Here is a 25,944-nt window from a genome sequence, read left to right on the forward strand (position 1 = left end):
TAGCCAGCACAGCCCATTTTCATAAATGTTTAGGGATTGATAAGGAAAAAGATTTAAAAGCCCTGTATCTTAAAGTTAGCTACACAAAATCTAACAGTAAGTTACAGGGCTTTTTAGTTGCTATAGTTCTGCAATCTGATATAATTCCAGCTCAGCCTGTGTTTCTGAACCAAACATATTGATCATAATTTTAACTTTATTATTTTCAATTTCAACGACACGTCCTTCTTGTCCCATAAAGGCACCGTCAATAATCTGAACAACATCGCCTTCTTTGATATTAGTATCAATAATATCAACAGTTTGCCCCATCGAAAGAAGAATAGAACGGATTTCTTCCTCAAGAAGCGGAGTTGGTTTTGAACGGTTCCCATGGGAACCAACAAACCCAGTGACGTTTGGTGTATTACGCACTACAAACCAGGCTTCATCGGTCATAACCATTTCAACCAGCACATATCCAGGAAAACGATTTTCCTCAACTTCTTTTGTTTTACCATTTTTCTCAACATTTACCGTCTGAGTCGGAATTTCCACACGTAAAATATTATCCAGCATATTATAAGTCTGAGCTCGCTGCAAAAGATTTTCCTTAACTTTATTTTCATAGCCCGAGTACGTCTGGAGAACAAACCAACCTTTATCAAATGAATCTAACATAATTTTTCCTTTCACTATAAAAAAGCCTAAGCGGCTTTTGGACTTTTCAAAGTTATTATAACATAAAAATAACAAAAGCAATAATTTTATTTTAATGAAAAAAAGCAAGGGCAAACTTGATAGAGCAGTTTTACCCTTGCCTTCTTTCTATTAAAAACGTGCTAATAATTCAGCCAAGCCTAAACTCAACAGTCTATCAAAGATAAAAATAACGACCGTAAAAAAAGCTGAGTATTCAAGGATGGAAATAAAATCATGCCAAGCTTGCTTGCGTGTAGGCCATGTTGTATTTTTCAAAACTGAAAAAACACCTGCAATAAATTTCATTACTTTCTCTCCTAACGTGTTTCCTTATGTAAAGTATACTTTTTACAATGTTTGCAATATTTATTAACAGCCAGCCTATTAGGTTTTGGGCTGCTGCTTACTCCAATAGAATAATTGCGAGACCCGCATTCTGAACAAGCCAGGCTTGCTTTTTTTTGTGCCATAATGCCTCCCATAGCTTTTTTATTTTATCACGCTTTTATGATTCTTGCAAATCATCTAAAATAGCGAACCACGCCATCCCAAAACTTCTTAGCTTTGTCAACAATATTTGAGTCATCCACTTTATTTCTAATCGAATCGGTTGCTTTTTTAGCTTTCTCTTTAACGCTGTCAATAATACTTTGCGAATCTGAATTTGTCTCATTTGACTTATCATCAGGGTCATAAGCAGATCCAATACCGTCTCGTAAGTAGGCATTTTTCACTTTGAATGAAGTCCCCTTTGTATAAGGAAGAATATAGCTGGCCTGTGTACTAAAAATATTAGAAGCCGTTCCTGAGCTGGAATCATTCAAATAGTGATTCTGATCTGTTTTATTAAAGCCTAGCCACTGACTAATGACAACATCAGGAGTATAGCCAATAACCCACTGATCGCTTGAAAGATTAGGATTAAAATCAGTTTCTGTCGTTCCTGTTTTACCAGCTAAAGTATAACCGTAGACATTGGCATTTACACCTGTTCCATTAGAAAAGGTACCCATCATCATACTAGTCATTTTATCCGCAACAGATTTGCTGATAACACGCTTATCTTTTGCTGTAAATTTTTTAAGAATCTTGCCGCTGGCTGTTTCAATACGTGTGATAAGGTGAGCCGTCGGCATGACCCCATCATTAGCAAAAGTAGCATAAGCACGAGCCATCTCAAGCGGATTTGTTGTGACTCCCCCGCCTAAAGCAACTCCAAGCTCTCTTTTAGCAGAATCCATATTTAGACCAAACTGCTTCCCATATGTAAAGGCCTTGTTAATCCCAAGCTTATCCAAAGTATAGACAGCAGGAACGTTATAAGAATTGGCTAAAGCTTGGTACATGGGAATATCTTCCGTTTCAATTCCACCGTAATTGCTTGGTTTATAGCCGTCAAAATCTCTCGTTTTATTTGGCAAGGTCTCATTCATAGACCAGCCAGAAGCAATAGCTGGTGTATAAACAGCCAATGGTTTAATGGTAGAGCCTGGGCTTCGTTTAGACTGAGTTGCATAGTTATAACTTCTAAAGGTAACATCTTTAGTGCTGTTCACTCGGCCAACTAAACCTCTGACTCCGCCAGTTTTAGGATCAAGTGCTACACTAGCTGCCTGAGCTGTTGTATTGTCAGAAGGCGATGTCGGAAAGAGTCCTGTTTGATCAAAAGTCTGCTGGATACCATATTGATAATTTTGATCTAATTCTGTATAAATTTTATAGCCATTATTAACAATATCTTTTTCACTAATCCCATAAACAGAACTAGCCTCACTGATAACGGCATCAAAATAAGAGGGATACTTGTAATCATCTGTTTTAGCTTCATAAGTATCATTGATCCGATTAGCCATACCAACACTTTTAGCACTGTCTGCCTGTTTTTGTGAAATTTTACCAGCTGCTACCATGTTTTGAAGAACGGTATCACGGCGGTTGGTGGCGTTTTGAGTAGAATAAAGCGGATTGTAAACTCCTGGTCCCTTAAGCATGCCAGCGAGAGTAGCTGCTTCATCCAGCGTTAGCTGACTGGCCGAAGTCCCAAAATATTTCTGACTAGCATCCTCAACTCCCCAGACACCATTCCCAAAATAAGCATTATTGAGATACATTGTCAGTATCTCTTTTTTACTGTATTTCTTGGTCAATTCAAGTGCTAAGAAAAATTCGCGTGCCTTTCTTTTAATGGTTTGATCCTGCGTCAAAAAAGCATTCTTAGCAAGCTGCTGGGTGATCGTTGAGCCTCCTCCAGAGATTCCAAAAGTCGCCACTGCCAGAAGCATCCGTTTATAGTTAATCCCGCTGTTCTTATAGAAACTTCTATCTTCTGTAGCAATCACTGCATTTTCTAAATCATCTGAAATAGCATCCAGCTCAACATAAGTCCCTTTTTGTCCATAAAGCGAGCCTGCCTGATGTTCATTTTTATCATAAATGACAGTCGTTGCCTTAAGGGCTTGTTTCAAGTCAGCGACATTGGTTGTTTTAGCGAGGTAAAAAAGATAAGAACCTACTAAAAGAACAAAAATTCCCACAGCAATCAAAAGAATTTTACCAACATTATATCGGCGCCAATACCTACGGATAAAGCCATTTCGGGAGAGCCCCACTTTATTGAGCAGCAGATGAAACTTTCCAGCAGGCTCCTCATCATGTCTTCTATGATAAAGATGGCTTGAAGTATCTTTTTCTTGGCTATCTCTATTTTCTAAATCGCTTTTTTCTTCAGTACTTTCTTTTTTATCTGTATTTGGAAAAAACTTCTTTTTTAATAATTCAAAAATACTCATAGCCCTATTATATCAATTTTAAGGAAAATGATATAATAAAACCATGACTTTTACTGTAAAAATTCAAAATCCTTACTCTGCTGAAACGGTCAAAGAATTACTCGAAGACTATTTGCTCATTCCAAGAAAAATCAGACACTTCCTGCGAATCAAAAAAAACATCACGATAAACGGAGAAACCATTAATTGGCAAACGCCTATAAAAAAAGGTGATCTCGTGGAATTAACTTTTGAGGATGATGATTATCCACAAAAAGATATTTCTTTGGGCAATCAAAAATATGTAGACTGCCTATATGAAGATGAGCACCTTATCATTGTCAATAAAGCAGAAGGGATGAAAACCCATGCTAACCAGCCTAATGAAATCGCCCTTCTCAATCATGTTTCTGCTTATGCAGGAACAACATGCTATGTTGTTCACCGACTTGATAAGGAAACCAGCGGTGCTGTCGTCTTTGCCAAGAATCCTTTCATCCTTCCCATACTCAACCGCATGCTGGAAAAGAAACAAATAAAACGTGAATACTGGGCTTTAGTACAAGGATGTTTTCTCAAGACAAGATGTACTTATACAGATAAAATCGGACGAGACCGCCATGATCCTCGAAAACGGATTGTCAATTCTCAGTACGGCAAGAAAGCCATTACTCAAGTAACCTTATTGCAGCATTATGCTAACTCCAGTCTTATCAAATGCCATTTGCAAACAGGGCGTACCCACCAGATTCGAGTTCATCTTGCTCATCATAAGCACGCCATTATAGGAGATCCACTTTATGGACAAAAAATCTCACCTAGGCTTATGTTGCATGCCTATCAGTTAAGTTTCACACACCCTCTTACTCTTGAGAAAATTAAAGTAACAGCAAGTTCGAAAACATTCAAACAAGGTATTCCAGATAAATGAAATTTTTAAATGGCTGACAGCCCATTAGTAATTTTTAGACCATAATAAATGAGGGGAGGACAAAGGTCCTCCCCTCATTTATTTACATTGGACAGTCTAGCTGACTGTACTAGGGACACGACAAAGCTAAATTGATAAAATCACGCTTTTCATTTCATCATTTTTTAATTGAACAATCTTTTTTATTTTAGATTGCGTCTTATTTCTTAAGCTATCAACTTACAAAGGCTCAACTAAAAGACTGTTACATCATACCGCCCATCATTCCTGGATCCATACCTGGAGCTGCAGGTGCATCAGAAGAAGCTTCAGGATGGTCAGCTACAACTGCCTCTGTTGTCAGGATAAGGCTAGCAACACTTGCGGCATTTTGTAAAGCAGAACGCGTTACCTTCACAGGATCAATGATACCAGCTGCAATCATATTAACCCATTCACCGTTAGCTGCATTAAAGCCTGTTCCTGCTTTGCTTTGTTTCAATTTATCAATAATAACAGAGCCTTCATAACCAGCATTCTTAGCGATTTGACGAACAGGTTCCTCAAGAGCACGAAGAACAAGATTGCGGCCTGTTGCAGCATCATCTGTTAAATCAAGCTTAGCAACTTTTTCCATTACATTGATCAAGGCTGTTCCGCCGCCTGAAACAATACCTTCTTCAACCGCTGCACGTGTAGCATTGAGAGCATCTTCAATACGAAGTTTCATTTCTTTCAGTTCTGTTTCAGTTGCTGCCCCTACTTTAATAACAGCTACACCGCCAGATAACTTAGCCAAGCGTTCTTGCAATTTTTCACGGTCAAATTCTGAAGACGTCGTAGCTATTTGTGATTTAATGAGTTTGACACGGTCATCAATAGCTTCCTTGCTGCCGGAACCTTCTACAATAACTGTTGAATCTTTGTCTACAGTTACTCGAGATGCTTGACCTAGAGCATCAATAGAAGCATCTTTTAATTCCAGTCCCAGATCTTCAGTAATGACAGTTCCTCCTGTCAAGATAGCTATATCTTCAAGCATAGCCTTACGACGATCACCAAAACCAGGCGCTTTAACAGCAACTACATTAAAAGTACCACGGATTTTATTCAAAACAAGTGTTGGCAGTGCTTCACCATCAACGTCATCAGCAATGATCAAAAGCGGACGGTTTGTTTTGAGTACTTCTTCAAGAAGCGGCAGAACATCTTGAATGTTTGAAATTTTCTTATCTGTAATAAGAAGATAAGGATTTTCTAAATCTGCTACCATTTTTTCATTGTCTGTTACCATGTACTGTGAAAGGTAGCCACGGTCAAACTGCATACCTTCAACGACTTCAAGTTCTGTTTCCATACCGCGTGATTCTTCAATAGTAATGACACCATCATTACCAACTTTTTCCATTGCTTCTGATACGTATTCACCAACTTTTTCAGAACGCGAAGAAACAGATGCTACCTGTGCAATAGCTTCCTTGCCGCTAACTGGCTGAGCAATAGCTTTCAATTCTTCCACAGCTGTTGCAACAGCTGTTTCAATTCCACGGCGGATACCAATCGGATTAGCCCCAGCTGTTACATTCTTAAGCCCTTCACGAACAATAGCCTGTGTTAAAACAGTCGCTGTTGTTGTTCCGTCACCTGCAATATCATTTGTTTTGGAAGCTACTTCAGAGACTAATTTTGCCCCCATATTTTCAAAATGATCTTCCAACTCGATTTCTTTAGCAATAGTGACACCATCATTTGTAATCAAGGGAGAACCAAAAGATTTCTCCAAAACAACATTGCGGCCTTTAGGTCCCAAAGTTACCTTTACCGTATCAGCTAAAACATCAACACCACGTACCATGCTACTTCTTGCATCTGCTGAAAATTTAATATCTTTTGCCATTTTCTACTTCCTTCTAATTTCTAATCTCTAAACCTTAGTTTTCTATTATTGCCAAAACGTCTGCTTCACGGATAATAAGATAATCTTTATCATCATCTTTAACAGATGTCCCAACATGATTTTCGATTAAAACAGTATCATCTTTATGAACACTCAAAGCAACTAAGTCGCCATTTAGAGTCCGAACTCCTTCTCCAACAGCAACAACTTGAGCTTTCTTGGTTTTTTCTTGTCCACTGCCGGCAAGGACAAAACCTCCAACTTTTTGCTCTTTTTCTTCTTTTAATTCTACGACCAGACGGTCACCTAAGGGTTTTAACATAAGCTACCTCCATTTTTTATTAGCACTCTTATATGATGAGTGCTAACTTTATCTATTATTCTATCACTTGGTCAGAAATAGTCAAGAAAAAACTTTGCTTTTCAGCAAAGTTTTTTGAAAGAATTGAGATTACTTATTTTCCAAAAAGTGTAACTTTTCCTCAAAGTCATCAACTACTTTTTGGACATTAATCCGACCCTTGTAGATTCCATAACCAAAGACCAGCATAGCTAAAATGCCTAAGACCATTAGAACAATGCCTAATATCAGGCCGATGAGATTCGCTGAGAAAGAATATATCACAACAGCACCGATACTCGCAATAACAAACATTAAAGTGAACCAACGCCCTAGATTTTCAATCATATGCTTTTGATAAGCAATTTCTTTTTCATATCCTTTGATAAATTCTTCTCTCGTTAACATAATCTCTCCCTTCGTTTCTGAGTCTTTGACATTAGTATTTCAATCCTGGATCAAAGAAGCCTGTAACAACACCAAGGAAGGCAATAACGACTAAAAGAAGCATAACCTTAATAGGTGATAGATTTTTCTTAGCCATTAACCACCAGCAAAAAACAGTGAATAAAGCGGTTAAAAGACCTGGATAAACACCATCAAGTTGTTTTTGTAGAACTAAGAAGGATTTTCCAGAAGAATTTTTTAATTCTAGCGCAGTTTTAATAGGTACCCAAGTAGCTGCAACAGCCCCTACAACCATACCACCAACAATGGCAACAGCCTTACGAATAGCTTGACCTTGTGAGCCAACCAAAACTTCAACTGCTTTATCACCAAGTTCATAACCTTTGAAATAAGCAAACCGCATACCAAAGTAAGCAAGCAAATTCCAAACAACAATATAGAAAATTGCACCAACTGGTGAACCATCCGTAGAGAGTCCCATAGCGATTCCTAAGATGATTGGAATTAAAGTACCAACTACAAGTGAATCACCGATACCAGCAATTGGCCCCATAAGACCAGCACGTAGACCATTAATGGTTTCATCATCAACACCATCAGCGCCATTAGCACGCGCTTCTTCAAGTCCTGCTGTAATCCCCACAACCAGTGAACCTAATTGAGGTTCTGTATTAAAGAAGGCTGTATAAGTTTGCATAGAACGCGCTTTGTCATCTTCATTATCATACAACTCTTCTACGATTGGCAGCATTGATGTTAGGTAACCAAATGTTTGCATATGTTCTTGTGAGAAACATGTTAAGTTACCATAAAACCAATGATGGAAAGATTTAGTTAATGTTTTCTTTGAAATTTTAGTTTGAGCCATCTTAAATGTCCTCCTCATCATCGTCATCAAAGTCAGCAGTTCCAGCTGGAGCCGTAGCTCTCATATTCTTAATTGTTTCAAGTTCATAGAATAATGTTGCAAAAATTAAAGAAATAACCGCACATGATACCAAATTCAATCCAAGTGAAGCTGCCAAAGTGAAGCCAACAAAGAATGGAATAAAGTCAACTGCTTTGTCTACAATTTGTTTTAACAAAATAGCGATCCCTACACACGGAAGGAGCGAACCAACAGTAAAGAGGGTTTTCATTGGAATACCATCCATTGGAAGGGCATTTTTAAGAGCAGTAACAGCATCAGCCCCTAATTTACACATGATCAAAGTTGGAATGAAAGAAAAGACAATATGTGAAATCCAAGGAAGTCCCCAGTCTACCAGATAGAGTCTCTTAAATTCTCTTTTTTCAACAGCTTGCCATCCAATATGCTGCCAAACAAGGTTCATCGTAGCAGTTCCATAAAAGAGAACTGTCCCAATAGTTCCTACAAGTGTTCCCATTGATTTAGCGAGGTTAGCTGCATCTGATGAAGTTGCTGATAAACCTTGAGAATGAATAGCAACCATTGCAAGCGGAATACCAATATAAGATACGGCACGCACATCAGCAGAAACAGTACCACCAGGTGTTACAAGAGCAATGTAAACAAGCTGCATAGCAACACCGCAAACAACACCTGTTTTAATATCTCCAAGAACCAATCCACAGACGAGTCCGCCAACTAAGGGACGGCCCAGAGTGTAATTACCAATTGTTGTACCACCAAGACCAGGCATTGAAGATAAACAGGCAAACAATCCCAGTATGGCAGCTTGTAACCAAGAAATTGTCATAATAATTCTCCTTTTATTAAGATATGAAGGGGTCTAAGAATAGCGTATGGTAAAGGAAACAAAATTCTAATACTCCTCTACAATCACTTCAAACTAGGTCAGCATCACCTTGCCCTGCCTTAGCACCACCTAAGGTTAGCTTTCTCGTTTGCCTTTTGATTTTTATTGAGTATAAAAACTCCAAAACCTTTTTCGCTACTGATACTTAGCCCATGTTTAACTGATTTAAACTATAAAAGTTATTCAAGACAGATATAAAGCTTTAATAGCCGAATTTGCTCTTAAAATCTGACCAATAACCAATCGAAACATCTGGCAGAAGTTGGAATTTTACTTTATAGCCAGCTTTTTCAATCGCCTCAATAGCATCTGCTTCTTCCTGAGTAATAGATTGGTTATTGCCAAGTTTAACAGCTCCTGGACGATCATTGGCTGGACCGACAATGATTTCTTTTACATCACCTGGAACAAAGCCTTGATCAACCAGCAGCTCTTTCATATCTATAGGGTTTTTCGTGATCAGAAAATAGCGGCTGTCAGAATCTAACACTTTTTGTGATTTTTGTTTAAAAGCTTCTTTTGTCCAGACAAATGTTTTCTTATCAGAAGCTCCTTTATAAGCTTGTATTAATACTTTATTATCTGCTGCTGCATCATTGACAGCAATCAGCCCATCGCAAGGATACTCCTTAGCCCAACGTGTCACGGTTTGACCGTGAATCATACGATCATCAATACGTACAAATGAAACTGCCATTTTATATCTCCTTTTATTTTATCTATTAAATATCATCATCTTCATCGTCACTATCATCTGAAGCAACTTTAAATTCTTGAAGAGCGGCTTTAGCTTCTGGCAACACAGCTCCTACAAAATCATCACCTTCCAGTGCATCTTTCATAACAACAGATGTTAAGGCCATTGGCAAATTCATACCGCCTAAAACAACTGCTGAATCGAGCTTCCCGAGTTCATCTAGAACACTGCATGCAGTTGTTAATGGGCTGCCACCAACAATATCAGCTAAAACAACCACACGATCTTCTTCTTTAAGCGGCGCTAAAGCTTCTCGAAATTCTAAAGCAAAATCATCAACAGACTTCCCATTTTCCAGTCCTACAGCAATGACTTGATCTATCTTATCGCCAGCAAACATCGCTAAAGAAGTTTTCAAGCCTTCAGCAAAGCCTCCGTGGCTAACGAGCAATAGGTACTTCATTGGTACAACCTACTTTCTTTTAAATTCACCTTTATTTTACGACTAGTGAAACCGTTATCAAAGTATCAATTGTCATTTTTATATACCTGACAAATATCAGTTATAAATTGACAATTGTCATATTTCTTTCTTATTATTCAACTACTGCCAAATCAGAAAAATAGATAATAAAAAAGACACTTGAAATCATTAAAGACTCAAGCGTCTTGTTTGCTGCCTCATAAGAACTGATTAATCAAGCTAAAATGCCAGTTATTGCCACCCTATTCTAATTCATCATTAATTTCTTTTTGGATATCTGATAAATCATTTTCAATAGTATCTTCTTCTAACGATTTGGTAATAAGATAGCCAGCCTTTTCATAAATAGTATTATAGGACTTAAATTTTGGAGTTACCGTAGCTTTTTTCATCATACTATCTAAGGTATTAACGGTTAGAGCTTTTGAACCAAAATTATCATTTTGTAAAAGGGCCTTGCTCTCCTGACTCTTCATGACAGATTTTAAAACAGATGCCCCTTGAGAACTTTCGAATAGTTGCTGCTGGGTTTTCTTATTAGCACACAAAAGTTTGAGAAAGTCCCAAGCCAGTTTAGATTGAGATGTTTTTGCTGACATAGCATATAAGGAGGTATTGAGCTGAGTAGTCATTTTATTGGGATTTTGAGAGGGCATTTCAATACAGGTCCAAGAAAAGGAAGAATACTTAGAGACATGATAAGGATATGGTTTATAAGTTCTATACTGTGCGAGTGTCATTGGATAAAAGGCAACTTTACCTTCATCAAAATCTTTAAGCGTTACATTATGATTGTGAGTTAAGTTTTTTAATTTGGTTACTAAAGATAAGGCTGATCGCACCTTTTTAGTATTAAAATAAGCTTCTGTTCCAGCATTATTAAAGAGTTTAACATTGTAAGCTGCTAGGGCTTCCTCCCAATTGTAGCCTAAGCTGCCGTATTGATCAACAACACCGTCGCCATCTGTATCTCTCGTAATTTTTTTACAAATATTGTAAAATTCATCCACTGTCCAGCCAGACTTAGGAAGACTGATCCCCTCTTTTTCCAGCAAATCTTTATTGATACACATCATCGTCGGATTGCTTTCATAGGGCAAGGCGTATTGTGTATTGCCATATGTCCCTGCCTTATAGGCTGCAGCATAAAAACGAGAGGCATTTAAATTCTGATTAATATATGGGTTTAACTTCTTGAGGACCCCTGTTGAGGCAAGCAAATTAAAATCATTCTCTGGTATCATAAAAATATCAGGTTCTCTTCCCTGAACAATACGATCCGACAGCCAAGAAGAATAATCATCTTTAGAAATACCGCTTTCATAAACAATTTTAACATTGGGATGTTTTTTTTCAAAATCAGCAATTACCTTATCAATGATCTTATATTCATTACCATTAGGTACTCCCCAGCTGCTTCCTGAATAAATACCCAAATTTAAGGTAATTTTTTTATAAGAGCTGTCATAAATAAACCATACTCCTAATCCTATCAATAATAAAATGAATGTTAAAAAAAGTCCCTTTTTCCTTCTGCTCCATTCTCCTTTAGTCATTGCTATCCCCTATATTTTTTGTTGTGACTCCAGTTTGAACAGCCCAAATAGCTAACTGCGTTCTATCTCGTAAATTCAATTTAGACAGGATTGTCGAAAGATAGTTGCGGACAGTTCCTTCAGATAAAAAAAGTTTTGCGGCAATCTCTTTATTAGATAAACCAAAGCCAACCTGCTGGATAATCTTCCATTCTACCTTTGAAAGACCATCAATACTGTTTTCTTCTACTTGAATAGCGAAATTGGACTGTGCCATACGTGAAAAGATTTTAAATACTTTAGTAGCAATATCAGGGTTAATCATGGCACCGCCATTGTAAACAGTTAAGATTGACTGATATAAATCTTCAGTTGAAATTCCTTTTAAAATATAGCCTGAGGCGCCATATTTTAAAGCACTGAAAATAAAATCATCATCATCAAAAGTTGTTAAAATAATAATCTTTATATCAGGATACTGTTCTTTAACTTGTTTCGTACAAAGAACACCGTCTAATTTAGGCATACGAATATCCATTAAGATAAGATCGGGATGGTAGGTTTTTAATTTTTCCATCACCTCTTCACCATCCCCGACGGTATCAATAGTTTCAATATCCTCATAAGAGGATAAAATAATCTGCAAAGATTCCCTGATAAGAGCTTGATCATCTGCAATTAAAATCTTCATTTACCTTCTTCCCCCTTACTCTTTGGAATTGAAATAATGGTTTTAAAGCCATTGTCATTATAAAATTCAGCTTTCCCGCCTATTATAGAAAGACGTTCCTTCATCTGGGTCAATCCATAACCATAATGTAAGTCATCAAATCCAACACCGTCATCTTGTATAATAATATAATAAACTGTATCATTAACCATACTTATAGTGACCGTCTGGGCATGCCCGTGACGCAGGGAATTAGTCACAGACTCTTGGATAACACGAAAAATAACATCTTCTTTGGTCATATCCAAATCAACATCTCCCCATTCATAACTAAAATTGATTTTCAATTTAGAAAGTTCCTGATAATCAGAGACCATTTTTTCCAAACCATCTTTTAACGTCCGTCCTTCAAGGGCGCCAGGGCGCAGCTTTTCCAAAGAACGCCGAACATCACGAATACCGTCGCGGACAACTCCTGACATACTTTTTAACTGTTCTTTGGCCCGGTTTGGATCAAGATCAACAAGCACCCTTACAGCATCAATGCCCGCAGAAATTCCAGTCAGCGCATGTCCTAAGGTATCATGAATTTCTCTGGAAAGCCGTTTCCTCTCACGATCTTCAACGATCTTTTCTGTGACGGCAACATAGCTGTTTAATTCAATGTTTGTCTGAGAAGCCATGCGCAGTTCTTCTTCAATTTTATGATTTTCAGACACTGTGTACATAATATAAGTAACTAAAGAAATGATGAAAACAATAATATTCAAAGATGCTATAAAATTCTTTAATGATAGGGTGATCAAACGCACCGTTGTTGGAAAAAAATCCAAATAGGTATCTAAAGACGGAATTTTGATAACTAACGATAAGATATCATAATTAGAAATCAAGAGAGCTCCAAAACTCAAGGCGATAAAGAAAAACCAATAACGGCGTCTCTGTAAAATGTAAAAGTCTGTAAAACTATAAAACACATCTATAAAAACTAATAAGATAAGACCATTATAGGACGATTGCAAGAAGATAAAGGTGGTTAATAACAATAAGAGCTCCAGACTTAAAAGCCAGCCATTATTTGTCTTTCCTTGTTCTGATAAACGATTGCGCATCTGCATGACCAGTAAAAGACAAAAGAAAGATAAAATAGATGACCAAAACATAACGGTCGGAGCTGCAGGAACAGCATTTAATTTTTCCAGCAAAGAGTGGCTCAAGCCTTTTTCTGTAATATATTTTGTTGCAAATAAATATAAGGAAGCATTATAGACAACAGCCGTAAAATTAATCAAAATCAATAGTTGCCGTAAAAGTCTTATCGCTTTTAAATTACTCATTACTGCCACCCCGAAAGATCAAACTGATTAATATTTTTTTTATCGATCAGTGTCACTGGAACTGTGATAATACGTTTGGTTTTTTCTTCTTTAAAAAGTTTATAAGCTGTTGAAACAGCTATTTTCCCCATAGAAATAGGGGATTGAGCTACCGTTGCCTGAACATCAGAGGTATTATACAAAAGGCTTTTCATATCTGGTGAGCCATCAACTCCATAAATATAAATTTTATTTTTTAATTTCTTTTCTTTGACAGCTGCTAAGGCGCCGATGGCACTGCGATCGTTTAAAGCCATAATGACATCAAAATGCACACCCTGATCAATGACTTTCTCAACAATAGGCATGGCAATTTCTGTTTGACCATAAGATTCCTTGCGAGAAACAACATGGTAATGTGGATTTTTAGAAATAGTATCTAAAAATCCATTAATGCGATCTACTGCAGACAGAGTGTCCTTATGCTCTAAAAGCAGAATATCAGCCTTAGATACGGTACGCATCATCTTTTTAGCATCTAGAACACCTGCCTTATAATTATCAGAAATAATCGTCGTATCAGAAAGCCTCTTATCCCGCAGCTGACTATCGACAACAACGATCTTAATACCTTCTTGTTTGGCTTTTTTAAGGCTTTTATTGATTTTTTGATTGCCGCTGTCAACAGGATTTATAATGATAGTATCCACACCTTTTGATATAAACGATTTAATTTGCTCACACTGCTTATCAACACTTAAAGCAGGATCCCGATTGTAAAGAGTTCCTCCTCTTTCATCCACAACTTTTTCGATCTCATCATTAACAATTTTGTAAAAGGAATTATTCATTGTCATATAAGTTGTGCCAATTTTAATTTTTCTGGGAACTGTTGAAGAAAAAGTATACTGACCGTAAATTCCTAGAACAAGTAAGCCTCCTAATAAAACAGTTACCAAATAGTTCACTTTAGAATTTTTAAACATCGTTTTCACTTTCCTATAGATAAGCCTAAAGGTACTTTTCTAAAACCATAGCAATACCGTCATGATCATGATCGGCTGTACTATTTCCAATTCTGTTTTGAACTTCCTTAGGTCCATTTCCCATAACATAGCCTGTTCCAACAGTCTCCAGCATATCAAGATCATTGAAGTTATCCCCAAATGCAATCGTTTCACTAAGTGCTATTCCCATATGGTCACTCAACACTTTAACAGCATGTCCTTTTTTGATTCCTTCAGTCATTATTTCAATCAAATAAGGGGCTGATTGAGCAATAGATAAACTCGGATACAATCTTTTTAGCTCCCTTTCAAGCGGTCCAATAATCGTCGGAGATCCCATCAAAAGAACTTTATGCACAGATTCTAATGCTTCTAATTGTAACAGAGAACTTTCTTGGGATTTAACATTGACAATAGCTTCTTCTCTTTGAATCCAGTCATTTTGTCTATCCTCAGAGAACCAAGCATGATAACTATACACATTCCAAACTATCTGGGGATATTGGTCTGAAATGAATTGGCAAATCGCTAAAGCTATTTCTGTTTCCATAGTATTGGAGGCAATTATCTCCTTATCCTGATCTTGTATCAAAGCACCATTATAAGAAATAACAGGAGTGACAATACCAATACTGTCCATAATAGGAATAATAGCTTCCGGCATACGGGCAGAAACAGGAATGAAATGCATTCCTTTCTTCACTGCCTGCCAAATAGCTATCTTAGTGCGCTCAGTGACTTGAAAGTGTTTATTGATCAAGGTTCCATCAATATCACTAAAAATAGCTTTCATTTTTCATTATTCCCTTTCTATCAAATTTATATTTATCATTATATTATAACATAATTAAAGTTTTTCTTTGGAGCCTGCCCATATCTATAAGATACAAGAAACAATTCTAGCGAAAATAAATAAAAATTATCCTAGCTCACCAAAGACTTTTTCAGCTCAAACTGCATAGCCAGCTAATCTTTGCTGCCTTGCTTTTGCCGCAAAAGAAAAACAGCCCATCACTGCACTGTCATAATACCTTTTTATAAAAATAAGGGCTAGGACGAGAACTAAAAATCTTCACGGCAAGTTCTGTCCTAGCCCTTGATAAGCTGCTCTTTCGCACCTAAAAGTGAACAAAGAATACCATCAGCTATTCTATCTATATTTGTTTCTCATAAATCTAAGTCTAGAACATTTTGCCCTAGCCTTCTTAACTCGTTAAAACACTTTCTAGTCTCAATTGAAGCTAATCTATTACGGTCTTAAAAAGGCAGCTCTTCACCTTCAAGAACAAGATCTGCTAGGTCTTTTTCCGAATTATTCTCACGCACTGCACGCTGAGCACGGCTTTCCAGCAGCTGAAAAGATTGGCCTAGAACTTCTGTCACAAAATGCGTCCTGCTGTCTTTCTCATATTTTCGTGTACGTATTTCACCATCTAATGAAATAAGACTGCCTTTATTGCCATAAGATGCTAAAGTCTCAGCTAACTTTCCCCAAAGGACAACATTGACAAAATCAGCCTGCCGTTCTCCATCTTTTCCTTTAAAACGGCGATTAACAGCTACTGTTACGCGAGTAACGGACTTATCATTGGATGTTTTAACCATCTCAGGTGCTGCTACCAAACGGCCAATTAAAATAACTTTATTATACATACTTTATCCTCCTACTGTCTCTATTCGCAAACAGCCGAATTATTCGGCAGATTTTGAAAATAAAAAGTCAATAAAGTAGTTCAAAGGTTAATGTTAAAATAACGGGCAAGCAGCTGCTGCTAGTCTTTTGATAATGCTTCCATAGGCAAGTGCATTGCCCTCCAGCCTTCCAGAGCTCCCGCCAGTTCATAAGCTTTAAAGCCCGCTCCTAAAAGAAGAAATAAGGCCTGTTTTCCCAAAATACTCCCGCCATTCCAGTCATAAACAACATAAGTCTTACTTTTATCAAGCGCTGTCAAATGATTTGCTAAGTCTTTAACAGGCAAAGCTCGCGCCCCTTTAATCTGGTCTTTTTTGAGATGAGCTGGAGCATTTCGGATATCTAATATAACATAATCTGAATTTTTTGTTTTTATAGCTTCCAATACTGTAAAATGATCAAGATATAAATCAAGATACATTTCTAAAAATTCTAATTTAGTCATCTTTTCCTCCCTTTATTTTTTCTGACATCATCAGAATAGTCTTTTGCTGACTTTTGCTTAAAGAGTTACTAACCCTTTCTTCTATTTCTCGCATAAGCTCCCACTTCTTTACAACAAGGGACTTCCCCTGAGCAGTTAGAAGGATTCGATTTTGCCTCTTATCCTCAGGATTTTTTTGTCTTTCAAGCAATCCTTTGTCCTCTAACTGATTAATCAGCTGACCAATAGTTGTGCGGTCAATCTGCAATAAGTCCCCAAGATCAATCTGTGTCAGATTGTTATTATTAAATACTTTTACTAAAATACCATAATCCCTAGAGTCAATATCAAAAGTTTTTAAGTCTTGGGAAAAACAGTCATCCATTTTTTGGGCTATTTTGCTCAGATTGAATCCCCAAGATTCTTCAAGATCCATATAATCACTCCTTCTGATAATCAGTTTAACTGATTATTTGTTTCTTGTCAATTTTAAAATATAAAAATATCCAGAAATAATTGCAGGATAACATTTTGAAGCCTACGATTAGTTTAGCTTAGGACTGTAAAATACTGTTCATAGCATTGCTAATATAAAAAGGGCCTTGGTAATCCAAAGTCCTTTTAAAATATTTCCTGATTTTCGTTATTCTGTGAAACTTTTTAAAGATGCTAAATAAAGCGAACCACCAATAATAGCGAGGATACCACCAACCCATCCTAAAAATGGAATAAGCGAAACAGCACCTCCAATAATCATTAAAATACTTGGTGCAGCACCCACTCTACTATCTTCTTTATAATAAACCGCACCTATAATTCCTAAAATGAGAATGGCTAGTTTAACAATATAAACAAAAGCAGTCATTAAGCCTGTAGCAGCGGTTGAGCCTGTGGCTGCAGCTCCAAAAATAAACCAAATGGCAATGAGAAGAAAGATACCTCCAATTAATCCAACAATACCATTTGTTAACGCTAAATTCTTTGTCTTCATCAAATTCTCCTTATTTTTCAGAATATTAACAAATCTATTATATAGATATATATGACAGATGTCAATAACTTTATCAAACTATAAGAATCTAAAGCTTTCGCTTTAGATTCTTGATATTTTTAGATTTGATTAAAATCAACAATAGCCTGCTAAGTTCCTGGCTGAATCAGTGTAAATAAGAAAGAATCTAGTCTTACTGTAAGAGCTAAAAACCTACAAACCCGATAAACAGGCAGTTTACAATAATCACTTGCCTAATCAAAAATTTGAATGAGAGAGCCTGCTTCCAATTGTACCGGTTTTTTAGGCTGTACATGGAGAGTTCCTGGCAAAGAGCCTTCCTTTGAACCATCAAGGGAGATGGTAATATGACCAAGTCCTGTCAGATTTTTCTCAACTACGCTTCCAACAGCTGTAATTTGACATTCATTGCCGTTAAGAATAAGTTTTCCCTTCTGCCGAATGCTTCCTGTCAGTTTTTTATTATCAATCTTATAACAGTATTCAGCTAAATCATCTGGTGCTTCTTCACCAAAAAGGATAATCATGTTAGCATCATTGAGCATACTAAGTGCCTCTGGGCCTACCGTTAATACTTTTGCCTCGAAAATTTTTGTCATTTTACTTTTCCTCTTCTAACAAATGATTTCTTTCTTACTGATAAAGTCCAATGCTTGCGATCCATGCGACAATCACACGCGGGACGCCATTTAGGAATCGCGAATAAAGAACGGATGGGACACCTACTTCGACTGTTTCTGCTGTTGATTCAGACAAGCCAAGTGCAACAGGAATAAAATCACAGCCATTTTGCGTATTGATAGCAAAGAGGGCTGGTAAAGCCATCTGCGGCGGTATTGTCCCCTTACCGATTTCCACCCCAATCAGTGTTCCAATAATTTGTGAAATAACAGCACCTGGTCCCAAGAGAGGCGATAAAAAGGGAAGAGAGCAAATAAAACCAATGATGATCAATCCCCAAATGTTACCAGCCAAGGGAACCATGAGCTTTGCCAGCCATTTTCCAACACCAGAACCTTGAATAACACCAATCAAGAGAGACACAAAGGCCATAAAAGGAAGAATTGTGTTTAACAGTGTCTGAATAGCATCACGCGCAGCCTGATTAAAGACAGCTACTACTTTACCAGCTCCCATACCAATACGGGCGATTAGGCTCTTTTCAGCTCGCTGTTCTGTGATTTTTTTGCTTGTATCATAAGACTTTGTTTGTGCTTCAGCAGCTTTTTCAGCTTTCACATCTGGAGATCCAGCTGTTTCTGCAGTTCCTGTAATTTGATCCATACCAACAGCAGAGACATAAATATCTTCTGTGATATACTGCGCTAAAGGACCGCTTTTTCCTGTTGCTACAATATTGATTGTGGGAATACCTTTTTTAGGATAAATACCGCAGCGCAGAGTACCACCACAATCAATAATTGCCAGAGCGATTTCTTCATCTGGAATAGAAGTTTTAAAACCATTAACAGCTTCCATTCCTGTCAATTCAGCAATTTTATCCACAATTTCAGGCTTTTCACCGCCGCCTGTGACATAGATAAATTTGTGTTTTTCTTCCGTCGGTGTAATAACCAGAGGACCGCCAAAGCCTCCATTACCTTTTTCCACTTTAATACTTCTATAAGTCATAGTCCTTCTCTCTTTCAGTAAGTTAAACGTGCTTGGCTTGTGCACCGCCTTATTTTTGCTTGATCTTGGGCTATATAGAAACGAGATTGGTTTTATGATAGCCAATTCCATTATCAATGAAGTGTTTTACTTAAGCTAACTCCTTGCTGTCTGCAGACCCAAGCCGTTGTAAAATCAGTTGTCCAGCCAGAAATAAAATTCATCAAAAGTCCCACTAGCATATAACGAATAGCCAGATCCATCTGACTCAGACCAAGAGTCTTGATTCCTGAAGCAATCCCCATCCAAACAAATAATTCACCAGGATTGATATGAGGAAAAACACCATTTGAAGTATGGCAAAACTGCATTTGGGCCGCAACATAACTAGGCTTGTAATATTCTGGCATAAAACGTCCCATACTGATAGCCATGGGATTTCCTAACATAAATGCGGCTATAAAGGGCAAAATCATATAACGGCTAATAGGGTTTTTAGCTGACATATGGGCTAATTTGTTGACCTTTTCTTCTCCAAGCAAAGCAATCAAGGCATTCATCGCTACTAAAAGCATCAATACTACCGGTACAATGCTGGTCATCCAGCCGACAAAGTTTTTACCGCCAGCTTGAAAAAGTTTCATAAAACCTTCGGCAAATTGTGTAATATAAGACATAATAAACTTCCTTTTAAAATATGTGAATACGATACTGAAAACCCAAATAGGGATTCATTTCTTAAGTGACATCAGCTATTTTAGGGCTTTCTTATGATTTTTTCAGTTTTTCTTTTACTTGTGCTACTAATAGTTTGGCTCGCAGCCCAATATCAGCCAGCGGAGCTGGCTTAGGAACTTCCTTGTTCCCTTCTGCTTCTGTTTTTAGGAAAACAGATCTAGCATCTTCAACAGCTATGCGCAATAACTTATCTTCCTTTCTGATCAAGGGATTATAACCATCAAAATAATGAATATCTTCGCCGATATAATCTAACATGTCTTTAAAACGCGCCGTTACAGTTACTCCCTGCATCTTTTTCGCATCCAAAACCTTGCCTTTTTGATCAATTGCAAACATAACGATCACACCTGCTCTAAGCTTGCCAGAGCGGCGTCCAATAGCTACACGGCCCTTTCGTCTAAGCTGACCATAAATTTTATTAAAATGCTTAATCTGCTGCAATCCTAAAAAGATTTGAAGGCCATAGGCTATTAGAATAAACAGCCCAAAAATAATCATAAAATGCATTACAGTACTCCTTTTTCCTTGGTAAAAATAACAAATTCTGCCTGATTTTTTACTTGTCGCAAAGCTGTTTTGAGTTCCTTGTCACCGGCAATTTGAAAAATATCATCGTACAAGTCTAAAAGTTCTGCTTCTGTTTGGGATTCAATTTCACTGGGAATCGCAAGCAAAAAAATGAATTCAAGACTTTCTTTGTCTGTCTGATAAGCTTCTTCCAAGATCCCTAGCATCAAAACGGTCTTTGTTGATAATTGATTAATAGTATGAGGAAAGGCCACATCATTGCCAAAAATGGTTGACTGCTGTCTTTCTCTTTCTAAAATACGTCTTCTAAAGTCAGCATCAACTAAGGCTGATTGTTCCAGCTCGGAAATCATCGCCATTAAATACTCTTTATAACTATCAGCCTTAGCCAAGCGGGAAAACTTCAAAGTTATCGTTTTCAGGTTTTTTCGGTGGTAATGGCTGACGCGCTGCCATTCTTCACGCAGCCACTGATCATCAAAAAGATGTGTGATTTGAATGACAGGAGAATTGAGATGTTCCAATTTTAAAGGAATGGTTGTAAAAATAGCAAAGTAATGATCATTAAGCTTAGGATTAAAATCCTCTTCTGAATATTGAGTAATTTCAATCTCATTCCCCAGCACGCGCCTTAATTGACGTTTGATCATATTCGCTGTCCCGCGTCCTGTCGTACAGACCACTGCAATCTGATGCTTTTGCCGGTAGGAAGCGCCTTCATTTCCATGTAATACTAACTCGAAATAAAGCGCCAAATAGCTTATTTCAGATAAGCCTAATGAATAGCCAAAATGAGCAGCTAGCTCTTCACTTGATACTCTAGCCATTTCAAAAGCCAGAGGATATTTGTTTTGAATTTCACCATGGAAAATATCATTTGCTTGGACATGAAAAATAAGCCGATTAAGAAGAAATTTAAAATGGGTCTGCATCTCAAAAAAGAGCTGTTTCTCATCAAAGTCAACTAAGAGCGTATCCTTAACCTGTTTAATCATTTTCCCATAAAGATTCTCCACTTCCTGCCTCTCAATGGGACGATAGGCCAATTTATCAAGGTATTGGATATTAAAAGGAAAACTTAGAAAATCCTGTTCATACTGGCTAAGTGATATTTGATAAGTTAGTTCAACATGGTAAATCAATTGTTCTATCATTTCTGATTCAGCTAGCTCATTGACATAATAGCTGATGGGAGCTGTCAAAAGCTTTTTTTGCTGAACTCGGTCAACTGTTATCGCAATAACCTTTATCAGCAATTCCTGTGTTTTCCTTGGAATCTTATAGTCCCTGCATAAATCTTTTAAAAAACGATACATTTCCTTGGTTAGGATATCTGTTTCAAAATAAGAATAGACATGATGAAGGTAAAATAAACGTAACTGCAATTCTGTCCCAATCATTTCTAAACCGCGATTAGGCCGGCCAGATAAACGAATCTGATAGTCTTTAGCTAGAGATTTAATATGCTTCAAATCTTTATTAATTGTTGTTCGACTGACGCCAATTTCTTCGGCCAGATCATCAATCAGCAGAGGTGAGACTGCTTGAATTAAACGTTTAATGAGATAAGAAGCCCTTTTATTTGAAGAATTGAAATCAGACTCCTTGCGCAAACTGCCTGCTAAGATCGTTTCCAATCTAGCATAGTCATAGACTTCCAAGTACAATCTATTAGTTTTTTGTCTGATTTGAACAGCTTCATCTAAAACGTCATTAAGCTGCTCTATGCTTGTTAATAAAGTCTTCATACTAATACCAAGCTCTTTGCGCATAGCTTCAAGAGAGGTATTAGGCTGAGCTACCAAGATTTCTAAAATACGATACCAGCGATTTACTAAGGCCACAATCTCTCATCCCCTATGCTTATTTATCCACGAGTTTTACCTCCGGCAATATTCGTTGTTATCCCCGTGATATAACTTGAGCGATCTGAAATGTAGTAAGCTGCCAAATCAGCTACTTCTTTCAATTTCCCGCTGCGTCCAATCGGTGTTGTACTGGTTGAAGCATATCCTGCACGAATTTCATCAACTGTTTTCCCTCTAGTATATCCTAGGGCTTCTTCATACGCAAGCGTCCTTAAACCCGTTGCTTCCATGATACCTGGCGCAATACCAACCACTCGCACACCATATTTGCCAAGTTCTTTGGCCCATGAACGCGTATAGCTGTATACAGCAGCTTTGGTCGCCGCATAAGCACTCTGGCCTTCGGAGCCTTCTAAACCAGCCTCTGAAGCCATATTAATGATGACCCCTTTCTTTTTTGCCACTAAAATGCGCCCTACAGCTTGACTGACAAGATAAAGGCCCTTTTGATTAATCAGGGTAATCTTTTCAAAAGTATCGTCATCAAGCTCATATTGCCCATGAGGATCTTTGGGGTCAATTAGGAGACGCGGAATATTGATTCCCGCATTATTAATAAGTGCATCAACTGTACCAAAACGTCCTACGACAGCTCCTACAGCAGTTTCTACCTGCCTGCGTGAAGTGACATCAACTTTTTGAAATAAAAGATTTTCTGCTTTTTTCCCATTATCAGCAAGATCAAAATTGGCTACTTTAACACCCAACTCCAGCAGCTCTTCCACAATTGCCTCCCCTATTCCTGATGAAGCACCCGTTACAATTACTGTTTTTCCAGCAATATTTAACCAATCTGTCATGTTCTTCACTCCTTTGTTTATTTTTATTGAATAGCTTTATTATAAAGCGCTTACAAAAAAGAATTAAGACACTCTTTTTTCAAAGATGGAAAAATTTAGTGTATGAATCTATAGAATATAAACAAAAGGGAGTGAGGCAGACAGCCATGATTGCTGCGCACTCACCCACAGAAAAGGTGTCATCATGAAGATTACGTATAAAAAGTCCCAAGCCCCGTACATTTTTGTCCTTTTACTTGCAAGACGCAGTGGTTGGTTGAATAACTTTATCCTTTGCTGTACAAGTGATAGCAGCTATCTTAACCAACTGTGCAGAGGGAAATTCTAGGTTAACTAAAGTCAACAGAAATTCACCCAACTACTGCGCGTCTTGTAAATAGCTCAGGAAAAACAAACGAGGCCAAGGATTTTTGTCCCTGGCCTCATTTTGAAAGGTCTTAGAAATATTTATTTGACTTTGATGCAGTACTTGAAAGCAGAATTGACCAGCTGTGTTAACTTTAAGAGCAACAGTCTTCTTTCTGACTATCTCAGTCTAAAAATAAAAAAGGAGGAAAATCAATTTCTGCGAAATGACAATTGTGTCCTCCTTTCCTATGATTTATTTACAAACGTGCATTTAGTTCAGCACTAAGCTCTTCAAATCCGGGTTTTCCAAGCAGAGCAAACATATTTTTCTTATAAGCCTCAACTCCCGGCTGATCAAATGGATTAACACCATTTAAGTAACCAGACAGACCGATTGCCAGCTCGAAAAAGTAAATCAGATAGCCCAAAGTGAAAGCATCTTGTTCTGGAATGGTCAAGAAAGTATTAGGTACGCCCCCATCTGTATGAGCTAAGAGAACACCGTCAGTTGCTTTTTTATTGACATAATCCACATCTTTACCTTGAAGATAGCCAAGACCATCAAGATCTTCGCTTTCTTCTGGAACGGCAATATTTTTGCGCGGTTTCTCAACACGAATAACCGTTTCAAATAAATTGCGGTTGCCTTCTTGGATAAATTGACCAAGAGAATGCAGATCTGTTGAAAAATTAGCAGAAGTTGGATAGATACCTTTTTGATCCTTGCCTTCTGACTCACCCGCTAACTGCTTCCACCATTCGCTGAAATACTGAAGAGTAGGCTCATAATTGGCTAACACTTCTGTTACATAGCCCTTACGATAAAGGATATTGCGAATAGCTGCATATTGATAAGCTTCGTTTTCGCTTAATTGGGCAGAAGAATAAGCTTGACGTGCTGCATTAGCACCTTCCATCAATTTTGTAATATCAGCACCGCTTGCTGCAATCGGAAGCAGGCCGACAGCTGTTAAAACAGTAAAACGTCCGCCAACACTGTCTGGTACGACAAAAGTTTCCCAGCCATTAGCGTCAGCTTCAACTTTAACAGCCCCTTTAACACGGTCAGTCGTCGCATAAATCCGCTTGTTAGCTTCCTCTTGTCCATATTTTTTAACCAAAAGTTCCTTGAAAACACGAAAAGCGATAGCTGGTTCAGTGGTCGTGCCTGATTTTGAAATCACATTAACTGAAAAATCCTTATCAGCAACATAGTCTACTAAATCAGCTAGATAATTGGAAGAGATTGAATTTCCAGCATAGAGAATTTGCGGTGCCTTACGCTCTTTTTGACTTTCAAGATTAACAAAAGAACTATTTAAGAAATCAATAGCTGCACGGGCGCCAAGATAAGAACCGCCAATACCAATAACAATCAACACTTCGCTGTCTGCTTGAATTTTAGCTGCTGCCTTTTGAATGCGGGCAAATTCTTCTTTGTCATAATCCTGTGGCAAGTTCAGCCAGCCCGTCATTTCAGCGCCTGGTCCACTACCCTTACGCAATGCCTCATCTGCTGCTGTCACTTGCATTTGAATATAATCCAACTCATGCGCTGCGACAAATTTTCCTAATACTTTTGAATAATCAAATTTAATATGTGCCATTATTTCCTCCATAAATAAATTACAAACGTACTATTATCTTACTCTTTTCCAAGCATTTTTGCAATCATTTTTGCCAATAGTCCTTAAAAAGTGAAAGCCTTATCATTTCTTAAGAATTCGAAAATGAAATCAACTAGCTAAGGGTAAGAAAAGGCAGCTAAAGAGAAACACCGATCTTTACTAAAACTCTTTAAGGTGCAAACTCAAAGAACGATTAGGATAAAAGAGTCTAAGCTCATTAGTAGTTATGGTAGTTTGGCACAGTGGTGGGCGGTTTCTCGCAATCTCATTTTTAGCCGCTGATCATTCATAATCCAGCAGACTGGTTTTTTTTTGCCCTTTGTCAAACTTTTAGCTGCCGAAACCTTAAAAATCTAAAAACGAAAATTCTCATTACTTTAAATACCAAGAAAGAGAGGACAACTTGTCCTCTCTTTTCTGTTTTAAGATAAATCATGTCAAGCCACTATAGCTGCCAATAAATCATCAATTTTTGATAAATGATGAGATACTTTTAATAATATATCAACTATCTCCGAAAAGAAAGAAGTTAAATGCATGAAAAGTACCTCTTTAACAATTAATTTATCTCTTCTAATCCAAAATAAATTAACCTATTTTATTAGTTAGTGATACACTTTAACCAAGTCCTTAATTAAGTTAAAATTGCAGCTCCAACAACTACTCCTGCACCAGTTACAGCTCCTGCAATAAACCAGCCATCTCCATATAGTTCTGAAGAGTCCATTTCTTCAAAAAATAAATTGTGGTTAATACTATTATTTTCTGTCTTTTGCATATCCTTGTTTACTCCTTAT

The 25,944-nt window shown here is 37.5% G+C and carries 29 protein-coding genes; 1 reads left to right on the forward strand and 28 read right to left on the reverse strand.

What is annotated here, in order from left to right; all coding sequences use genetic code 11:
* Positions 1 to 120: 120 nt before the first annotated feature.
* From nusG to pbp2a, 4 genes are all read right to left on the reverse strand, one after another.
* Positions 121 to 660 carry a transcription termination/antitermination protein NusG gene (nusG, locus tag STRMA_RS06535; protein WP_003079152.1) on the reverse strand — a complete coding sequence of 180 codons (540 nt, stop codon included), beginning with the start codon at positions 658 to 660 and terminating at the stop codon, positions 121 to 123.
* A 150-nt stretch (positions 661 to 810) separates the two neighbouring features.
* The gene (secE, locus tag STRMA_RS06540) at positions 811 to 987 is read right to left on the reverse strand and encodes a preprotein translocase subunit SecE (protein WP_003080944.1); all 177 of its coding nucleotides are present in this window, start codon (positions 985 to 987) and stop codon (positions 811 to 813) included.
* An 11-nt stretch (positions 988 to 998) separates the two neighbouring features.
* Positions 999 to 1,151 carry a 50S ribosomal protein L33 gene (gene rpmG, locus STRMA_RS06545; RefSeq protein ID WP_003081783.1) on the reverse strand — a complete coding sequence of 51 codons (153 nt, stop codon included), beginning with the start codon at positions 1,149 to 1,151 and terminating at the stop codon, positions 999 to 1,001.
* 51 nt (positions 1,152 to 1,202) lie between these two features.
* The gene (pbp2a, locus tag STRMA_RS06550) at positions 1,203 to 3,470 is read right to left on the reverse strand and encodes a penicillin-binding protein PBP2A (protein ID WP_003081399.1); all 2,268 of its coding nucleotides are present in this window, start codon (positions 3,468 to 3,470) and stop codon (positions 1,203 to 1,205) included.
* Between the two features lie 43 nt (positions 3,471 to 3,513).
* Between pbp2a and STRMA_RS06555 the strand changes: the two genes are divergently transcribed.
* On the forward strand, positions 3,514 to 4,380 hold the full coding sequence (locus STRMA_RS06555; RefSeq protein ID WP_003082287.1) for an RluA family pseudouridine synthase: 867 nt from the start codon (positions 3,514 to 3,516) through the stop codon (positions 4,378 to 4,380).
* Between the two features lie 244 nt (positions 4,381 to 4,624).
* On the opposite strand, the gene groL is transcribed toward STRMA_RS06555, so the two are convergent.
* The 24 genes from groL to STRMA_RS09795 form a co-directional block, all read right to left on the reverse strand.
* Positions 4,625 to 6,256, reverse strand: a complete 1,632-nt coding sequence (gene groL / locus STRMA_RS06560; protein WP_003079399.1) for a chaperonin GroEL — start codon at positions 6,254 to 6,256, stop codon at positions 4,625 to 4,627.
* 34 nt (positions 6,257 to 6,290) lie between these two features.
* A complete protein-coding gene (groES, locus tag STRMA_RS06565; protein WP_003079393.1) occupies positions 6,291 to 6,578 on the reverse strand; it encodes a co-chaperone GroES in 288 nt (95 codons plus the stop codon).
* A 129-nt stretch (positions 6,579 to 6,707) separates the two neighbouring features.
* The gene (locus STRMA_RS06570) at positions 6,708 to 7,004 is read right to left on the reverse strand and encodes a hypothetical protein (RefSeq protein WP_003080568.1); all 297 of its coding nucleotides are present in this window, start codon (positions 7,002 to 7,004) and stop codon (positions 6,708 to 6,710) included.
* Positions 7,005 to 7,035: 31 nt separating this feature from the next.
* The gene (locus tag STRMA_RS06575; protein ID WP_003078827.1) at positions 7,036 to 7,872 is read right to left on the reverse strand and encodes a PTS system mannose/fructose/sorbose family transporter subunit IID; all 837 of its coding nucleotides are present in this window, start codon (positions 7,870 to 7,872) and stop codon (positions 7,036 to 7,038) included.
* A 1-nt stretch (position 7,873) separates the two neighbouring features.
* The gene (locus tag STRMA_RS06580) at positions 7,874 to 8,725 is read right to left on the reverse strand and encodes a PTS mannose/fructose/sorbose/N-acetylgalactosamine transporter subunit IIC (RefSeq protein WP_003080041.1); all 852 of its coding nucleotides are present in this window, start codon (positions 8,723 to 8,725) and stop codon (positions 7,874 to 7,876) included.
* Positions 8,726 to 8,987: 262 nt separating this feature from the next.
* Positions 8,988 to 9,482, reverse strand: a complete 495-nt coding sequence (locus STRMA_RS06585) for a PTS system mannose/fructose/N-acetylgalactosamine-transporter subunit IIB (protein ID WP_003080004.1) — start codon at positions 9,480 to 9,482, stop codon at positions 8,988 to 8,990.
* 25 nt (positions 9,483 to 9,507) lie between these two features.
* Positions 9,508 to 9,945: a PTS sugar transporter subunit IIA gene (locus STRMA_RS06590; RefSeq protein WP_003082430.1), complete on the reverse strand. Its 438-nt coding sequence runs from the start codon at positions 9,943 to 9,945 to the stop codon at positions 9,508 to 9,510.
* Between the two features lie 263 nt (positions 9,946 to 10,208).
* Positions 10,209 to 11,522, reverse strand: coding sequence for an ABC transporter substrate-binding protein (locus tag STRMA_RS06595; protein WP_003079676.1), 1,314 nt, complete (start codon positions 11,520 to 11,522; stop codon positions 10,209 to 10,211).
* Positions 11,515 to 12,192 carry a response regulator transcription factor gene (locus STRMA_RS06600; RefSeq protein ID WP_003081947.1) on the reverse strand — a complete coding sequence of 226 codons (678 nt, stop codon included), beginning with the start codon at positions 12,190 to 12,192 and terminating at the stop codon, positions 11,515 to 11,517. The genes STRMA_RS06595 and STRMA_RS06600 overlap by 8 nt, the downstream gene beginning before the upstream one ends.
* Complete coding sequence (locus STRMA_RS06605) at positions 12,189 to 13,508, reverse strand: sensor histidine kinase (RefSeq protein ID WP_003081132.1); 1,320 nt, start codon at positions 13,506 to 13,508, stop codon at positions 12,189 to 12,191. The genes STRMA_RS06600 and STRMA_RS06605 overlap by 4 nt, the downstream gene beginning before the upstream one ends.
* Positions 13,508 to 14,473, reverse strand: a complete 966-nt coding sequence (locus STRMA_RS06610; protein ID WP_003081963.1) for a sugar ABC transporter substrate-binding protein — start codon at positions 14,471 to 14,473, stop codon at positions 13,508 to 13,510. Before STRMA_RS06610 ends, STRMA_RS06605 begins: the two co-directional genes overlap by 1 nt.
* Positions 14,474 to 14,498: 25 nt before the next feature.
* Positions 14,499 to 15,287 carry a Cof-type HAD-IIB family hydrolase gene (locus tag STRMA_RS06615; RefSeq protein WP_003081524.1) on the reverse strand — a complete coding sequence of 263 codons (789 nt, stop codon included), beginning with the start codon at positions 15,285 to 15,287 and terminating at the stop codon, positions 14,499 to 14,501.
* Positions 15,288 to 15,751: 464 nt separating this feature from the next.
* The gene (locus STRMA_RS06620; protein ID WP_003078688.1) at positions 15,752 to 16,147 is read right to left on the reverse strand and encodes a single-stranded DNA-binding protein; all 396 of its coding nucleotides are present in this window, start codon (positions 16,145 to 16,147) and stop codon (positions 15,752 to 15,754) included.
* A 119-nt stretch (positions 16,148 to 16,266) separates the two neighbouring features.
* Complete coding sequence (locus tag STRMA_RS06625; RefSeq protein ID WP_003080074.1) at positions 16,267 to 16,632, reverse strand: rhodanese-like domain-containing protein; 366 nt, start codon at positions 16,630 to 16,632, stop codon at positions 16,267 to 16,269.
* Complete coding sequence (locus STRMA_RS06630) at positions 16,625 to 17,047, reverse strand: MarR family winged helix-turn-helix transcriptional regulator (protein ID WP_003082363.1); 423 nt, start codon at positions 17,045 to 17,047, stop codon at positions 16,625 to 16,627. Before STRMA_RS06630 ends, STRMA_RS06625 begins: the two co-directional genes overlap by 8 nt.
* Positions 17,048 to 17,254: 207 nt before the next feature.
* On the reverse strand, positions 17,255 to 17,602 hold the full coding sequence (locus tag STRMA_RS06635) for a hypothetical protein (RefSeq protein ID WP_003082439.1): 348 nt from the start codon (positions 17,600 to 17,602) through the stop codon (positions 17,255 to 17,257).
* Positions 17,603 to 17,856: 254 nt separating this feature from the next.
* Positions 17,857 to 18,222 carry a PTS glucitol/sorbitol transporter subunit IIA gene (locus STRMA_RS06640; protein ID WP_003079826.1) on the reverse strand — a complete coding sequence of 122 codons (366 nt, stop codon included), beginning with the start codon at positions 18,220 to 18,222 and terminating at the stop codon, positions 17,857 to 17,859.
* A 34-nt stretch (positions 18,223 to 18,256) separates the two neighbouring features.
* Entirely contained in the window at positions 18,257 to 19,255 is a 999-nt protein-coding gene (gene srlE, locus STRMA_RS06645) for a PTS glucitol/sorbitol transporter subunit IIB (RefSeq protein WP_003081153.1), read from the reverse strand.
* Positions 19,256 to 19,368: 113 nt separating this feature from the next.
* Complete coding sequence (gene srlA, locus STRMA_RS06650) at positions 19,369 to 19,911, reverse strand: PTS glucitol/sorbitol transporter subunit IIC (RefSeq protein WP_003079251.1); 543 nt, start codon at positions 19,909 to 19,911, stop codon at positions 19,369 to 19,371.
* A gap of 91 nt (positions 19,912 to 20,002) precedes the next feature.
* Positions 20,003 to 20,482, reverse strand: coding sequence for a transcriptional regulator GutM (locus tag STRMA_RS06655; RefSeq protein ID WP_003081876.1), 480 nt, complete (start codon positions 20,480 to 20,482; stop codon positions 20,003 to 20,005).
* Positions 20,482 to 22,347, reverse strand: coding sequence for a BglG family transcription antiterminator (locus STRMA_RS06660; protein ID WP_003080043.1), 1,866 nt, complete (start codon positions 22,345 to 22,347; stop codon positions 20,482 to 20,484). The genes STRMA_RS06655 and STRMA_RS06660 overlap by 1 nt, the downstream gene beginning before the upstream one ends.
* A 23-nt stretch (positions 22,348 to 22,370) precedes the next feature.
* Complete coding sequence (locus tag STRMA_RS06665; protein WP_003079350.1) at positions 22,371 to 23,171, reverse strand: SDR family oxidoreductase; 801 nt, start codon at positions 23,169 to 23,171, stop codon at positions 22,371 to 22,373.
* A 605-nt stretch (positions 23,172 to 23,776) separates the two neighbouring features.
* Positions 23,777 to 25,126 carry a glucose-6-phosphate isomerase gene (locus STRMA_RS06670; RefSeq protein WP_003079755.1) on the reverse strand — a complete coding sequence of 450 codons (1,350 nt, stop codon included), beginning with the start codon at positions 25,124 to 25,126 and terminating at the stop codon, positions 23,777 to 23,779.
* Between the two features lie 655 nt (positions 25,127 to 25,781).
* Positions 25,782 to 25,925, reverse strand: coding sequence for a hypothetical protein (locus STRMA_RS09795; RefSeq protein ID WP_003080971.1), 144 nt, complete (start codon positions 25,923 to 25,925; stop codon positions 25,782 to 25,784).
* Positions 25,926 to 25,944 lie beyond the last annotated feature (19 nt).

Source organism: Streptococcus macacae NCTC 11558, from assembly GCF_000187995.2.
GTDB classification, from domain to species: domain Bacteria; phylum Bacillota; class Bacilli; order Lactobacillales; family Streptococcaceae; genus Streptococcus; species Streptococcus macacae.